This window comes from Zoogloea sp. GW822-FHT05C07, assembly GCF_058800215.1.
Genome location: NZ_CM179510.1, coordinates 3,486,322 through 3,501,123 on the forward strand (window position 1 = coordinate 3,486,322; position 14,802 = coordinate 3,501,123).

Sequence of the window (14,802 nt, forward strand, 5' to 3'; positions counted from 1 at the left end):
ATCCGCTGCGCCCCGAGGGTTTATCGACACGCGCACTGCATTGGTGCATAATTAAACGTCAATATTGCTTCGGGCGTCGTGTGCTGCCGTTTCTCGCCGGAAACGGGGTGCGGAGCCGAGCGACAACGCGCCTTAACGGGCACTTCCCCGTGCCTCTGGAGCGAGCCTGCGGCATGCTGTTCCTGCCACGATGATCATAGTGCCTGTCTCCCAAGCCTCTTCCAGAAGCTCCGGCCCTGTCCGCCGACGATGGCTCCGCCTTGCCCTGCCGCTCGTTGCCGTTTCGGTGCTTATCGGTGCGGTCGGTGCGGTGGGTTATCGCTACCTGAGTGAGGAAACGCGTCGGGAAACGCACCGTACACTGGCGGTCATCGCCGAGCAGAAGCGCCAGCAGATCGAGGATTCGCTGGCGGAGACCCGCGTTGATGCCGAGCTGTACTTTGCCAGCCGTTCCCAACTGGAGATGCTGTTCCGCCAATGGCTGGACAGCGGGCGCCGGGATTCGGCTGTTCTCGACCAGATCCGCAACCGCATGCAGGAAGTAGCCCGCGTGCGGGGCTGGGGCGGGCTGGCTGTTGTAGACGCCGAAGCGCGTCCGGTGGTGATGGTCGGCAAGGCTGATGTCCGTGATCACACGGCGCTGATCAAGGACATCCTGCGCGAGCCGCGCATCGAGTTTGTCGATCTCTACCGTACGGCCGAAGGCGAAGTGTTGTACGGGGTTCTTGCGCCGATTGGGGCTTCGGGCGAGAAGCCGCTGGGGGTGGCCTATCTCACGTGGAAGGCGGAGCAGGCCTTGTATCCGCTGGTGGAGTCCTGGCCGGTGCCGACCCGCACGGCGGAAACCTATCTGGTGCGGCGGGATGGCAACAACGTGCGCTTCCTCACGCCGCTGCGCCACCGGGCCGTTCCTGCCTTGTCCCTGAGCCAGCCCCTCGATCAGCCGTCCCTGCCGGCGGGCCGGGCGGCCAAGGGCGAGCACGGCATCCTGGCTGGTGGGCGGGATTACCGCAACGTTCCGGTGCTGGCCTACGCCTCCCCGGTGGGCGGTACACCGTGGCTGATGCTGGCCGAGATCGACGAGGTCGAGGCCTATGCGGGCATCCACACCCTGGCCTGGGCAACCGGGCTGGTGGTGGGCCTGGGGCTGCTGTTCGTCTATTCGGCAGGTTATCTCCTGTGGCGCCGCGACCGGGAACGCCAGGAAATGCTGGCCCTGCAGGTCCAGCAGGCGGCAGAGGCGCGTTTTCGCGTGATCTTCGAGCAGGCGCCCCTTGGCGTGGCGCTGCTGGATTCCGAGGGCGGGCGGATTACCGAGGCCAACCTCCGTTTCGCCGAGATCGTTGGCCTGTCGCCGGAGGTGATGGTCGGGCTGGACCCGACCGTCATGACCCACCCCGACGATGTGACGGAGAGCCGTCGGCACATCGAGCAGCTCAATGCGGGCACCATCTCGGGCTATCGTCTGACCAAGCGCTATCTGCGTCCGGATGGGGCGGTGGTGTGGGTCAGCCTGAGCTGCGCGCCGGTGCAGGTTGCCAACGAGGGGAGCCGCCGTTATCTGGTCATCGTCGAGGACATTACCGCCCGCAAGGAGATGGAGGAGCGCCTGCAGATCAGCGAAGCGCGGCACCGGCTGCTGGCCGACAATGCCGTCGACGTGATCGTGACGATGGACCTGCACGGCCATTTTTCCTATATCAGCCCGTCCGTCGAGCGTCTGCGTGGCTATTCCGCGGAGGAGGCGATCGGACAGCCGCTGACGGCGGTGCTGACGCTGGAATCCCTGCGGATCGCCGAGGCTTATTTTGCGCGCCTGAAGGCCAGTCTTGCCAAAGCCCAGGCGCTGGAGCATTTCCGCGGCGAGCTGGAGGTGCGGCGCAAGGATGGCACGTCCGTCTGGACCGATGTCAGCGCCAGCCCGCTGCTGAACGCGGAGGGCGGCATCGAGGAGATCCTCGGCGTGATCCGCGACATCAGTGAGGGCAAGCGTCACGAATACGAACTGCGCCGGGCGTCGGAGGCCGCGGAGGCTGCCAACGCGGCCAAGAGCGAGTTCCTGGCCCACATGAGCCACGAGATCCGGACTCCCATGAATGCGGTGCTCGGTCTCGCCCAGGTGCTGGAGCGGGAGCCGCTGGCCGACAGGCAGCACGAGATGGTGCAGCGGATCCGGGTTGCGGGGCAGTCGCTGCTGGCCATCCTGAACGACGTGCTCGACCTGTCGAAGATCGAGGCGGGGCAGTTGCGCATCGAGCCGCGCCCCTTCGACCTTGCCGCGCTGCTGGCCAGTCTCGACAGCCTGATGGGACAGACTGCCCGCGGCAAGGGCTTGATGCTGCACATCGAAGGGCCGGCCGAGCCCCCCGGCCCCCTGCTGGGGGATGGGCTGCGCCTCGAGCAGATTCTCTTCAATCTCACCGGCAATGCGATCAAGTTCACCGAGCGGGGCGCGGTGACGGTGCGGGTTGCCGCCCGACCGCTGCTTGATGGGAAGCTGGTGCTGCGCTTCGAAATCAGCGACACCGGGATCGGCATCGATCCGGCGGCGCTCGGCCGGCTGTTCGCGCCCTTTGCGCAGGCCGACGCGGGCATCGGCCGCCGCTTCGGTGGTACCGGCCTGGGTCTGTCCATCTGCAAGCGCCTGGTCGAGTTGATGGGCGGCGAGATCGGCGCCGACAGCCGGCCTGGAAGCGGCAGCTGCTTCTGGTTCGAACTGCCGCTGCTGCGCGCCAGCGCGGCCGAGGTGGAGGCGCTGGCCGTGCAGGCTGAACCGCCCAGGCCGGCCGGGCCGCGCCTGGTGGGGGCGCATCTGCTGGTGGTGGATGACAGCGCGATGAACCGCGACCTGGTGGAGCGGGCGCTGCGCCTGGAAGGGGCCGGCGCCACGCTGGCCGCCGACGGCTTGCAGGCGATCCAGATCCTGCAGACGCGGCCGGAACGTTTCGACGCGGTGCTGATGGACGTGCAGATGCCGGTGATGGATGGCCTCACCGCGATGCGCTTGATCCGCGGCGAACTGGGCCTCATCGACCTGCCCCTCATCGCCTTCACCGCCGGCGTGCGCGACGAGCAGCAGGCCGCGGCGCGGGCCGCAGGTGCCAACGACGTGCTCGCCAAGCCGATGGACCTGGAGCAGATGGCGCGCATGCTGGAACGCTGGATTCGGCCGCGGCAGCCGGATGACGAGGAGGCCGGCGTGCAGGTTGCTGTGGTGCTTGCTCCGGCAGAAGGCACGGCATCCACAGCTGCCGATATACCTGAGGATGCAGCCTTCCCGGAGATTCCCGGCATCGATCGGGAGCGTGCGGTCCAGCGCCTGGGGCGCGACCGGGAGATGTTCCTCGGCCTGCTGGAGCTCTTTGTGAACGATAACGCCAACGCCGCTGGACAGGCCCGTCAGTCCCTCTCCGACGGTGATCGGGAGGCCGCCGGGCGGCGCATGCACACCTTGGGCAGCAACGCGGGTTTCCTGTGCGCCTTCGACCTGATGGCCTCGGCGCGGGCGCTGGAGGCTGCGCTCGACCGCGGCGAGACGGAGCTCGACGAAGGCTTCGACGCATTGGACCGGGACATCGCCGACTTCATCGAGGCCAGCGCGCCCTGGCGTTAAGCCGGGTTTGCCGCCGGGCAGATGTGTGGCCTGGGATCTCAGGACGCGCTTTCGGGCGCGTCTTTTTTTGCCCGCTCGGTCCGCGGCTGGCGCCGATAGGCGCCGGGCGGGCTGCCGGTCCATTGCTTGAAGGCCCGGTTGAAGGCCGACGGGTCGTCGAAGCCGATCTGGGCGCCGATCAGCGCGATCGGTTCATTGGTCTTGGTCAGCAGCGTAATGGCCGCATCCCGCCGCAGGCTGTCCTTCAGGGACTGGAAGCGGCTGCCTTCCACGGCCAGCCGGCGCGCCAGCGTGCGCGGTGAGGTGTGCAGTGTGCGGGCCACGTCCTCGATGGTCAGTGGTTGGGCCAGACGTTCCCGCAGGTGATCGCCGACCCGGTGGGTGACCGGACGCTTGCTGGCCGAAACATGGAACCAGTCCATCGGCGCATTGCGCAGAAAGGCGCTCAGCGCCGCCTTGTTGCGGCGGATCGGCAGGGACAGGCCGGCCGGATCGAGATGAAGAGCTGTCACCGGTCGGGAGAAACGGGCCGGGCCGGCATACATGTGCGGATATTCGTCGGCGTGGGGCGGCGGTGGATAGGCCAGGTCGATGTGCTGGAAAGAGATGGGTTTCTCGATCATCCACGAGGCCACGCCCTGGACCAGCAGCAACATGAACTCCAGTGCCAGGATGCGGCGCTCGCCCAGATCGGCCTTTTCGACCAGCGTGACGCAGGCGCCGGCTTCCGATTCGCCCAGTTCGAATTGCAGGTCGTCCAGCACCAGCCGGAAGAAGCCGGCGAAGCGGTGCAGCGCGACGCCGAGACTGGGCGCGTCCAGCATGGACAGGCACAGGAACTTCAGCGTGCCGTTGCGCAGCGGCCGCGAGAACAGCCCGGGCGTCTCGTCGTCGTACTGGATGGCGAGCAGCCGGTACAGGGACGACAACTGCTCGATAGTTACGCGGGCGCCGTCGTGCTGCAGCTGCGCGGGCGCGATGCCGGCGCGCAGCGCGCAATCCGGGTCGAAGCCCGGCGTGTCGCGCAGATGGGCGATCAGCTCGGTGGCGAAGCGGGCGGGGATCGTCTGGGTCTGCGGATTCATCGGCGGACGGGGCGGGCCTGGGAAAGATGGAATGATGGCAGAAAATGTCAATTTGTCGTCCGCCTCTGCCATCCCCGCCCGCCGGGCGATCTCCTACCATGTCGCCATCAACGGGTGCTTCAAAGATGCCCGCCGGCCCCAGCCCGGGGACCGATAAATACGGAGACACGACAATCATGGCATTTCCTGAGAAGCATCCGCGCGTGACCTGACAGGCCTTCTGGCCCGGTTGTGGCCCAGCTTCCGGCTGGCGCCCTTCGTCAATTTCCCTGTTGTTCCGAGACGGTCCTTGTGCGCCCCCATGGCGTGCCGAGGTGGGCGTTGGCACGCCTGGCCGACTGTTCCGGATTGTTGTTGCGAGGACTTGCGATGTACTTCGAACTGGACGGCGAGCGCCGTCAGATCCGCGAACTGGCCCGCCAGTTCGCCCACCGTGAAATCATCCCGCGCGCCGTCCAGGCCGACCGGGACTGCGCCTTCCCGCTGGAAGTGCAGGCGCTGGCGGTCGAACTCGGCCTGGCCACCGTCAACCTCCCCGTCGCGGTCGGCGGCGCCGGACTTGGTTGCCTGGAGCTGGTGCTGGTGACCGAGGCCCTGTGCTACGGCTGCCTGGGCATCGGCACCGCCTTGTGCATCAATGCGCTGGCGGCCCAGCCCATCGTGCTGGCGGGGTCAAAGGAGCAGCAGGCGCGCTACCTGGGGCGCATTGCCGAAGGTGCGCTGGCCAGCTTCGCGCTGACCGAGCCCGGTGCCGGCTCGGACGTGGCCGGCATCCGCACCCGTGCCGAGCGGGTGGCCGGCGGCTATCTGCTGTCGGGCAGCAAGACCTGGATCTCCAACGCGCCGCTGGCCGAGTTTTTCGTGGTCTTCGCCAAGACCGACCCGGCCGCCGGCCACAAGGGCATGACCGCCTTCATCGTCCCGCGGGACAGCGCCGGGCTCAGCGTCGGTGAGCCCCTCGGCAAGCTCGGCCAGCGCGCCGCACCGACCGCCGAGGTCTTCCTCGACCGGGTCTTCGTGCCGGAGGACAACCGGCTTGGCGAGGAGGGCAGTGGCTTCGCGCTGGCAATGGCGGTCTTCGACCACTCGCGGCCAATGGTGGCGGCTTTCGGCGTCGGCTTGCTGGAGCGCTGCATCGACGAATCCCTGGCCTACGCCAGGGAGCGCCGCTCGATGGGGCGCACGCTCGTCGAGCACCAGGCCATCGCCCACAAGCTGGCCGAGATGCGCATGCGCCTGGAGGCGGCGCGTCTCCTCACCTATCAGGCCGCCTGGCTGGTGGACCAGGGCCAGCCCAACACGCTGCAGGCTTCCGTTGCCAAGGCCACCGCCGCCGACGCGGCCATGTGGGGCGCCACCGAGGCCATCCAGATCTTCGGCGGCATGGGCTACTCGACCGAATACCCCGTCGAAAAGCTCTTCCGCGACGCCAAGGTGCTGCAGATCTACGAGGGCACCAGCGAGATCCAGCGCAACATCATCGCCCGCGAAATGCTGCGGGCGGCCTGATCCACGATTTCTTCGTCTTACGGGAACGCTCCGATGACTTTCGCCACTCCTTCCGAACCCCTGATCCTCGCCGCCGTACGCACGCCTTTCGGGCGCCGTGGTGGTGCCTTCCGCGACACCCGTCCCGACAGCCTACTGGCGGCCGCCATCGACGGCGTACTCCAGCGTGCCGGCCTGCCCGCCGAGCGGGTCGGCGACGTGCTGGCCGGCTGCGTCAGCCAGGCCGGCGAGCAGGGCGCCAACATCGCCCGCCAGGCCCTGCTGCTGGCTGGGTTGCCCGAGCATGTGCCGGGCGTTTCGATGAACCGCATGTGTGGCTCCAGCCAGTTCGCCACCCACGCGGCGGCCCAGGCGGTGGCCGCCGGCGACCTGGACTTCGCCATCGGCTGCGGCGTGGAAAGCATGAGCCGGGTGCCGATGTTCCTCGACCTCACGCTGGGGCAGGGCGACTTCCGCGGCTTCGACGGTCTGCATCCGGACCTGCTGGCCCGTTACCCGATCCCCCATCAGGTGGAGAGCGCCGAGCGGGTGGCCGACCACTGGTCCCTCGGCCGCGCCGAGCTTGACGCCTTCGCCATCGAGAGCCACCGCCGCGCCGAAGCCGCACGGGCCGCCGGCCTGCACCGCGAGATCCTGCCGCAGGCCGGCGTGGACAAGGACGGGCAGCCAATCCGCCTGGCCCACGACGAAGGCATCCGGGCCGTCATCGACCCGGCAAAGATGGCCGCGATGCAGCCGGTCTTCCGCAGTTCCGACGCCGGCGTGGTGACCGCCGCCAACGCCAGCCAGATGTCCGACGGCGCCGCCGCGGTGCTGATCGGCAGCCGGCGGGCCAGTGCCGATTTCGGGCTCAAGCCGCTGGCCCGCTTCCGGGCCCGCGTGGCGGTCGGCTCCGACCCGGTCATGCAGCTCACCGGTGTGATCCCGGCCACCCGGCTGGCGCTGCAACGGGCCGGCCTGTCGATCCGCGACCTGGACTGGATCGAGGTGAACGAGGCCTTCGCCAGCGTGGCCCTGTGCTTCGCGCGGGAGTTCGAGCCGGACATGGACAAGCTCAACCCGTGGGGCGGTGCCATTGCCCACGGCCATCCGCTGGGCGCCACCGGCGCAGGCCTGCTGGCCAAGATGCTCACCGGCCTGGCCCATGTGGACGGGCAGCTCGGCCTGCAGGTGATGTGCATCGGCCACGGCATGGCGACGGCGACCATCGTCGAGCGCCTGTGACACCACCCATAAAAAAATACTAAGCAGCCAAGGAGGAGACCAAGATGAATGACATCCGCAACGACGTCCGCCGCGCCAGCCGCAACCTGATTGGCGATGCGCTGCACCGCTCGGTGCGTCGCAATCCGGGCAAGGAAGCGCTGCGCTTCCAGACGCGCAGCTGGACTTACGCGCGCCTCGACGCGGCGGCCAACCGGGTGGCCAACCAGCTGCTGGGCCTCGGCCTGCAGAGCGGTGACCGGGTAGCCGCCTACGGCCGCAACTCCGACGCCTACGTGATGCTGTGGCTGGGCTGCGTGCGGGCCGGGCTGATCCACGTGCCGATCAACTACGCGCTGATCGACAGCGAGCTGCGCTACATCGTCGAACAGTCCGGCGCCCGCGCGCTGTTCTGCGACACCGACATCGCCAGCCACGTGCAGGCCCTCGGCCCGACGCTGGCCTGCCAATGGCAGGGCACGCTGCATGGCGGCGATGGCGACCACAACGTGCTGGCCTGGGCCGACACGCCGGGCCGTGACGAGGCGCCGGTGCTGGACATCGACGAGGAGAGCATCGCCCAGTTGCTGTACACCTCAGGCACGACGGCGGCGCCGAAGGGCGCGATGATGAGCCACCGGGCGCTCTTGGCGGAGTACACCAGCACGCTGCTGGCCACCGACATCAAGCCCGGCGACCGTTCCCTGGCCTCGCTGCCCCTCTACCATTCGGCGCAGATGCACGTCTTCCTGATGCCGCAACTGCTGGTCGGCGCGACCACGATCATCCTGCCGGCGCCCCAGGCCGAGCTGTGCTTCGAGCTGATCGCCGCCGAGAAGATCACCTCTTTCTTCGCCCCGCCGACGGTGTGGATTTCCTTCCTGCGTCACCCAGCTTTCGGGCGCAGCGACCTGTCGTCCCTGGAGAAGGGCTATTACGGCGCCTCCATCATGCCAGTGGCGGTGGTGCAGGAATTGGCCGCCCGTCTGCCGGCGCTGCAGCTCTACAACTGTTACGGGCAGAGCGAGATCGCTCCGCTGGCAACGGTGCTGCGCCCCGAGGAACATGCCGAGCGGCCGGCTTCGGCGGGGCGGCCGATCTTCAACGTGGAAACCCGCATCGTCGATGCCGACATGAACGACGTGCCGCCTGGCGAGATGGGCGAGATCGTCCATCGTTCGCCGCAGCTGATGAGCGGCTACTGGAACAAGCCAGAGGAAACCGTCGGCTCCTTTGCCGACGGCTGGTTCCGTTCCGGCGACGTGGGCTATGTGGATGAGGCGGGTTACCTGTACATCACCGACCGCATCAAGGACGTCATCAAGACTGGCGGCGTGCTGGTGTCGAGCCGGGACGTGGAGGAGGCCTTGTACACCCATCCGGCGGTGGCCGAGGTGGCGGTGGTGGCCCTGCCCGACGAGCGCTGGATCGAGATCGTGGCCGCGGTGGTGGCCCTCAAGCAGGGTGCCACGGCCAGCGCCGACGAACTGATGGCCCACGCACGTGAGCATCTGGCGGCCTTCAAGGTTCCGAAGAGGATCTTCTTCGTCGAGGACATGCCGCGCAACGCGTCCGGAAAGCTGCTCAAGCGCGAGCTGCGGCGGATCTATTCCGCCTAGTCCTTCCCGGTTCCGTATTTCCCCATTTGCGTCTGTTCAGAGAACACGGCGGGAGTCTTGCGCCCCGCCGCCCCGCGACGGCCCGGTCGGCCGGGCTGTCGCACGCCACAGCCCCCTGCAGAGGGGCACATCGTTGCCGGCCGAGAGCCGGTTTCAGGAGAGGAGACTGTCCGTGCATCACAAGAAGTCCATGAGTCGTTCCACTAGCCGTTCCATCGCCCGCCGCCCGCTGAGCCTGTTCTTGCTGGCCGCCTTCGGCACTGGCGCCGCCGCGCCGGCTTTCGCCGAGAGCGAGATCGACGCGCTCAAGCGCGAACTGGCCGAACAGCGCCAGCTGATCCAGCAACTGATGAAGAACCAGGAGGAACAGAAGAAGACCGAGATCCAGACCGGCGGTCCGGCCCGCGGCGCTGGCCTGCAGATGGGGGTACCGACCGGCCCGTCCGGCACGCTGACGATCTACGGTGTGGCCGACGTCAGCGCCTCGACGGTGAACAGCGGCTATGGCCAGAAATCGACGATCGGCTCGGGCGGCATGACGTCCTCCCGCCTGGGCTTCAAGGGTGAGAAGGAGTTGGGCGACGAAGTGAAAGCCGTCTATCTGATGGAGGCCGGCATCCTCTTCGACACGGGTTCCGTCGGTACCGGCGCGATTACGCCGGGCATCAACAACACCGCCGTGTCCAGCGGTGGCCAGACCAGCAACGGCAGCCAGATCTTTTCGCGGCAGATCTACGCGGGGCTCTCGACCCGCTTCGGCACGCTGACGGCCGGTCGCCAGTACGCCGGCTCCTACACCTCGTCGGTGATGTCGGCGGCGATGGGCGCCGGTTTCTTCGGTTCCTCCGCCGGCCTGCTGCCGGTGATCGGCGGCATGCCGACGCGCCTGAACAATTCCCTCGTCTACGCCTCGCCGAAGGTCGCCGGCTTCTCCGGCCAACTGACACTGAGCAGCGGCAGCGAGAACAACGTGAACATGGTGACGCCGGTGGCGGCCGGTTCGACGACCGTGACCACCGACAAGGCCGGTCGCGGCGGTGATCTGGCGCTGTACTACAGCGCCGGCCCGCTCAACGCCACGGTGACGGCCTGGAACGTGGACAACGCCAGCTACGTCGCCCCGGCCAGCGGCCCGCAGGAAACGGGCTTGGCCAAGCGGCGTGGCTGGCAGGTGGGCGGCAGCTACAACCTGGGCTTTGCGACCCTGTATGGCAACTATGTGGCTGGCCGGATCAGCGGTGGCAACTACGAGAACGTGACCGCGACCTTGTCCAAGGCCGAAGGCTGGAGCGTCAGCGCCGGCATCCCGGTGTGGCGCGGCAAGGCGCTGGTGAGCTACAGCCAGCTCGACGACAAGTCGATCAAGAACCGCGACGCCAACCTGCTGGGCCTGGGCTATGCCTACAAGCTGCAGGATTCGACCACGCTGTACGGCACCTGGGGCAAGGTCCTCAACAAGACCAACGGCACCTACAGCCTCACTGACGGTGGCAACCTGGTCGGCACCGTGGCCAAGCCGGGTTACGACCCGAATGGCTACATGCTCGGCGTGAATCACGTGTTCTGAGGTGGGCCAAGCCCTGCGGGCGGGTCGCCCGCAGGGCTGAGCTTCAACGGATGAGCAGGGTGCGGGAGGCGGTGGGTGCGAATGAACTTGCCCCTACGACGCCTCCATAAGGCGCTCCGGCCGACTCTTACTTCTCCGCGGCCTTGATGAACTTGAGCGTGAACTTGTCGCTCTCGCCGATGGCCAGGTAGCGCTCGCGGTCCTGATCCTTGAGGCGCAGCGTGGGCGGCAGCGTCCAGACTCCGGCGGGGTGGTCTTTGGTGTCGAGCGGGTTGGCGGCGATGTCGGAGCGGGCGACGAGCCTGAAGCCGGCCTTCTCGAAGCGGGCGATGACTTCATCTTCCCGCAGGTAGCCGGCCTGCAGCTGCTCGGCGGACGGGCGGTCGTTGCGGGCGCGGTGGTCCACCACGCCGAGCACGCCGCCGGGCTTGAGCACCGTGTGGAATTCGCGGATCACCGCGTCGGCGTTGCCGTCGGTGATCCAATTGTGCAGGTTCATGAAGGTCAGCAGCAGGTCGACGGAGTTTGGCTGGACAGTCGTCGTGAGGCCGGGGCTGAGGGCCAGCTCGGTCTTGCCGTACAGCGCCGCCTGGCTGGCGATGAGGCCGCCGATGGCGTCGTGCTCGGCGCGGGCGGCGGCGGGATTGTGCTCGCCGGCGTGCAGGGCGGCGATGTAATGGCCGTGGTCGCGCAGGTAGGGGGCGAGGATCTCGAACCACCAGGCGCCGACGCTGGGCCAGATCTCGACGACCGTCTGGCCGGGCTTGATATCGAAGAACTCGAGGGTCGCCGCCGGCTGGCGGGCGGGGTCACGCTGGCGGTTCTTCTCGCTGCGCTGGGGGCCGTCGATCCACTGCCGCAGCGCGTCATCCGCGTGGGCGGGGGCGACTAGCCAGGCGGTCGTGAGCAGGGGGAGCAGAAGGCGGTGGAGGGGGCGCACGGGTTTCCTTTCGTGGAGGCGGGCGGACGGGGCGTGCCCGTTCCGATGCTGCGCGATTCTGCCTGCAGCCCGCCAAAGATCAACTGGCTGCGGCGGCTCCGGCGACTGCCGGACAAGGCCGACCTCAGAAGCCATCGCTGCCGGCCTGACGGAAGTCGCCGTCGATCCAGGCTTGGGCCGTTGATGTGCTGAGCTTGAAGTCCGGTGTCACCCGCTGCTGGGCGACCAGCTCGCCGTCGGCGCTGAAGGCGCTGAGCAGGGCGTGGGGTTCGTATTCGTCGGGCACGATGTCCAGCGTCACATGCCACTCGGCGTCCTGGGCGAAGACGGTCAGGCGCTTGTGCAGGCGGGCCTGCAGTTGCTGGCGCTGGCGCTGCATGACCTCCTCGGCCGATTTCACGAGGGTGAGGAACTCGCCGTAGTTGAGGGGCTTGGGATTGCGCAGGTCCCGTTCCAGGTCCCATGGGGCCAGCAGCGCGGCTTCGCTGTCGCCGTCGCGGCGCAGTTCGACGCTCCATTCGCCGTCGTTGCGCAGCACCCGCGCGGTCCAGCCGTCTTCCTGCCACAGGCGGCTTTCGCGGATCGCGTCGCCCTTGTTGGCCGGGGCTTCGACGATCTTGGGGACGGGAGCGGCGAAGGGGCGCCGGGCCGTTGCGGCGGGTGCGGACGGTGCCACCAGGCTGCCGCTGGCATTGACGAAAGCCAGCTGCGTGGGGGCCTGCTCGGCGGCCAGCGCAGCGCGGGACATCCGCCGGCGCGGGGCAAGGGCCGGCGGGAGCGGCGCGGCGTCGGAGGGGAAATCGAAACTCATCTGGGCGTTCATGGGCATCGCGTCCTGGGGACGCTACAGGCAAACGGTTTATTTACTGTACAAAATAACACTGTTTGCTTCAAGCCCGCGCTGCCGCTGCGTCTGCGGCTAGCGGCCGTCCAGCCCCACCGGCAGTTCGGTGCGATCTACCACCCGGCGCAGCACGAAGCTGGTGTGCACGCCGGTGACACCCTGGATGCGGGTGATGCGGTTGAGCAGCAGGTCCTGGTAGGCGTCCATGTCGCGGATCACCACCTTGAGCTGGTAGTCCGACTGTTGGCCGGTGATCAGCAGGCATTCGAGCACCTCCGGAATGTCGCGGATGGTGGCCTCCAGGCTGGCGAAGCGTTCCGGCGTGTGCTGGTCCATGGAGATGCCGATCAGGGCCATCAGGCTGAGGCCGAGCTTCCTGGCGTCGAGCAGGGCCCGGTAGCCGGTGATCAGGCCGGACTCCTCCAGCGCCCGGACCCGGCGCAGGCAGGGGGACGGCGACAGGCCGATGCGCTCGGCCAGGTCCTGGTTGCTGATCCGCCCATCCTGCTGAAGGATGGCGAGAATTTGCCGGTCGTAGCGGTCGAGTTCCATTTAATTGCGAAAATTTATTGTTAGTTGAAATTTTGTGCCTATTTTAAGGCGATTTGGCATGTAGAACGCAAGCACCTGCCACGCCTCTTTCCGTAAGATTCACTCCATCGAATTCAATCTTCCGGAGCACAAAAATGCCGCAACAGACGCCCGCCAAGTACAGTGCCTTCCCGCCCGTACAACTCACCGACCGCCAGTGGCCGAGCCGCGTCATCGACAAGGCGCCGATCTGGATGAGCACCGACCTCCGCGACGGCAACCAGGCTCTTTTCGAGCCGATGAACGCCGACAAGAAGATGCAGATGTTCAAGACCCTCTGCGCGATCGGCTTCAAGGAAATCGAGATCGCCTTCCCGTCGGCCTCGCAGACCGAGTTCGACTTCGTGCGCGGCTTGATCGACGGCGGCCACATCCCCGCCGACGTGAGCATCGAAGTGCTCACCCAGGCCCGCGAGCACCTCATCCGCCGCACCTTCGAATCCCTCAAGGGCGCGAAGAAGGCCATCGTTCACGTCTATAACGCCACCTGCAAGACCTTCCGCGACAATGTCTTCGGCATGAGCAAGGCCGAGGTGGTGGCGATGGCCGTCGATGCGGTTCGCCTCATCCGCACGCTCGCCGACGAGATGCCGGAAACCGAGATCACCCTCGAATACAGCCCGGAGCTCTTCACCGCCACCGAGCTCGATTTCGCCAAGGAAGTCTGCGATGCGGTCACCGAAACCTGGGGCGCGACGCCCGAGCGCAAGGTGATCCTCAACCTCCCGACCACCGTCGAGATCGCCACGCCCAATATCTATGCCGACCAGATCGAGTGGATGCACAAGAACCTCGCCCGCCGCGACAGCGTGATCATCAGCCTCCACCCGCACAACGACCGCGGCACCGCCGTGGCTGCCGCCGAGCTCGGCCTCATGGCCGGCGCCGACCGCGTCGAGGGCTGCCTCTTCGGCAACGGGGAGCGCACCGGCAATGTGGACCTCGTGACCCTCGCCCTCAACATGCATACCCAGGGCGTCGATCCGCAGCTCGACTTCTCGGACATTAACGCCGTCGCCCGTACCTACGAGCACTGCACCCAGTTGCCTGTTCATCCGCGCCATCCGTACGTGGGTGACCTCGTCTTCACGGCCTTCTCCGGCTCCCACCAGGACGCCATCAAGAAGGGTTTCTCCGCTCAAAAGGCGGATGCGCCGTGGAACGTGCCCTATTTGCCCATCGATCCCGCCGACGTCGGTCGCAGCTACGATTCGGTGATCCGGGTGAATAGCCAATCCGGCAAGGGGGGCATCGCCTACTTGATGGAGAACGAATACGGCGTGGTGATGCCGCGCCGCTTGCAGGTGGAGTTCTCCGGCGTCGTGCAGCGCTATACCGACGCCCACGGCGGCGAGGTGAGCGCCGACGACATCTGGCGCTTGTTCTCCGAGACCTATCTCGACACCGTCGCCCCGGTGCGCTACTGCAGCCACCACCTCGTCGAGAACGGCGCCGTGCAGGGCATCCGCTTGAGCGTGGAGATCGACGGCCAGGCGCGCATCCTCGACGGCGAGGGCAACGGCCCGATCAACGCCGCCGTGCATGCCCTCCAGAGCGCCGGCATCCGGGTCCAGGTGCGCAGCTATGAGGAGCGCTCGATGGTGCCGATCGGCGACGATGGCAACGCCCAGGCCTGCGCCTTCATGGAAATGGCCGGTGAGACCCGCAGCGACTGCTACGGGGTCGGCATCGACGCCAACATCGTCACCGCGTCGATCAAGGCCCTTATCAGCGGCGTGAATCGGGCCCAGGCGGCGGGCCGTGTGGCGCCCAAGGCCGAGGTGCAGTCGGCCTGAGCGCTGCGGCGTAGGAGGCTCCCGCGGGGGGCTTC

10 protein-coding genes are annotated in these 14,802 nt (G+C 67.4%); 6 read left to right on the forward strand and 4 right to left on the reverse strand.

Annotated features, from left to right (window positions below; genetic code table 11):
- Window positions 1-286: 286 nt before the first annotated feature.
- Window positions 287-3,613, forward strand: a complete 3,327-nt coding sequence (locus tag AC3QL2_RS16235; RefSeq protein ID WP_493231549.1) for a PAS domain S-box protein — start codon at window positions 287-289, stop codon at window positions 3,611-3,613.
- A gap of 38 nt (window positions 3,614-3,651) precedes the next feature.
- On the opposite strand, the gene AC3QL2_RS16240 is transcribed toward AC3QL2_RS16235, so the two are convergent.
- Entirely contained in the window at window positions 3,652-4,698 is a 1,047-nt protein-coding gene (locus tag AC3QL2_RS16240) for an AraC family transcriptional regulator (protein WP_493231551.1), read from the reverse strand.
- A 369-nt stretch (window positions 4,699-5,067) separates the two neighbouring features.
- Between AC3QL2_RS16240 and AC3QL2_RS16245 the strand changes: the two genes are divergently transcribed.
- The 4 genes from AC3QL2_RS16245 to AC3QL2_RS16260 all read left to right on the forward strand — a co-directional run bounded on the left by AC3QL2_RS16245 (window position 5,068) and on the right by AC3QL2_RS16260 (window position 10,596).
- Entirely contained in the window at window positions 5,068-6,207 is a 1,140-nt protein-coding gene (locus tag AC3QL2_RS16245; protein WP_493231553.1) for an acyl-CoA dehydrogenase family protein, read from the forward strand.
- A gap of 33 nt (window positions 6,208-6,240) precedes the next feature.
- The gene (locus tag AC3QL2_RS16250; protein WP_493231555.1) at window positions 6,241-7,431 is read left to right on the forward strand and encodes a thiolase family protein; all 1,191 of its coding nucleotides are present in this window, start codon (window positions 6,241-6,243) and stop codon (window positions 7,429-7,431) included.
- A 44-nt stretch (window positions 7,432-7,475) separates the two neighbouring features.
- Window positions 7,476-9,029: an acyl-CoA synthetase gene (locus AC3QL2_RS16255; RefSeq protein ID WP_493231556.1), complete on the forward strand. Its 1,554-nt coding sequence runs from the start codon at window positions 7,476-7,478 to the stop codon at window positions 9,027-9,029.
- Window positions 9,030-9,219: 190 nt separating this feature from the next.
- Window positions 9,220-10,596, forward strand: a complete 1,377-nt coding sequence (locus AC3QL2_RS16260) for a porin (protein ID WP_493231558.1) — start codon at window positions 9,220-9,222, stop codon at window positions 10,594-10,596.
- Between the two features lie 127 nt (window positions 10,597-10,723).
- On the opposite strand, the gene AC3QL2_RS16265 is transcribed toward AC3QL2_RS16260, so the two are convergent.
- The 3 genes from AC3QL2_RS16265 to AC3QL2_RS16275 all read right to left on the reverse strand — a co-directional run bounded on the left by AC3QL2_RS16265 (window position 10,724) and on the right by AC3QL2_RS16275 (window position 12,932).
- Window positions 10,724-11,536 (reverse strand): class I SAM-dependent methyltransferase, encoded by an 813-nt coding sequence (locus AC3QL2_RS16265; RefSeq protein ID WP_493231560.1) that lies wholly within the window; start codon window positions 11,534-11,536, stop codon window positions 10,724-10,726.
- Between the two features lie 124 nt (window positions 11,537-11,660).
- Entirely contained in the window at window positions 11,661-12,359 is a 699-nt protein-coding gene (locus AC3QL2_RS16270) for a hypothetical protein (protein WP_493231562.1), read from the reverse strand.
- Between the two features lie 96 nt (window positions 12,360-12,455).
- Entirely contained in the window at window positions 12,456-12,932 is a 477-nt protein-coding gene (locus AC3QL2_RS16275) for an Lrp/AsnC family transcriptional regulator (RefSeq protein ID WP_493231564.1), read from the reverse strand.
- Between the two features lie 134 nt (window positions 12,933-13,066).
- Here AC3QL2_RS16275 and leuA point away from each other — a divergent pair, with 134 nt between their 5' ends.
- Complete coding sequence (gene leuA, locus AC3QL2_RS16280) at window positions 13,067-14,767, forward strand: 2-isopropylmalate synthase (RefSeq protein ID WP_493231565.1); 1,701 nt, start codon at window positions 13,067-13,069, stop codon at window positions 14,765-14,767.
- Window positions 14,768-14,802 lie beyond the last annotated feature (35 nt).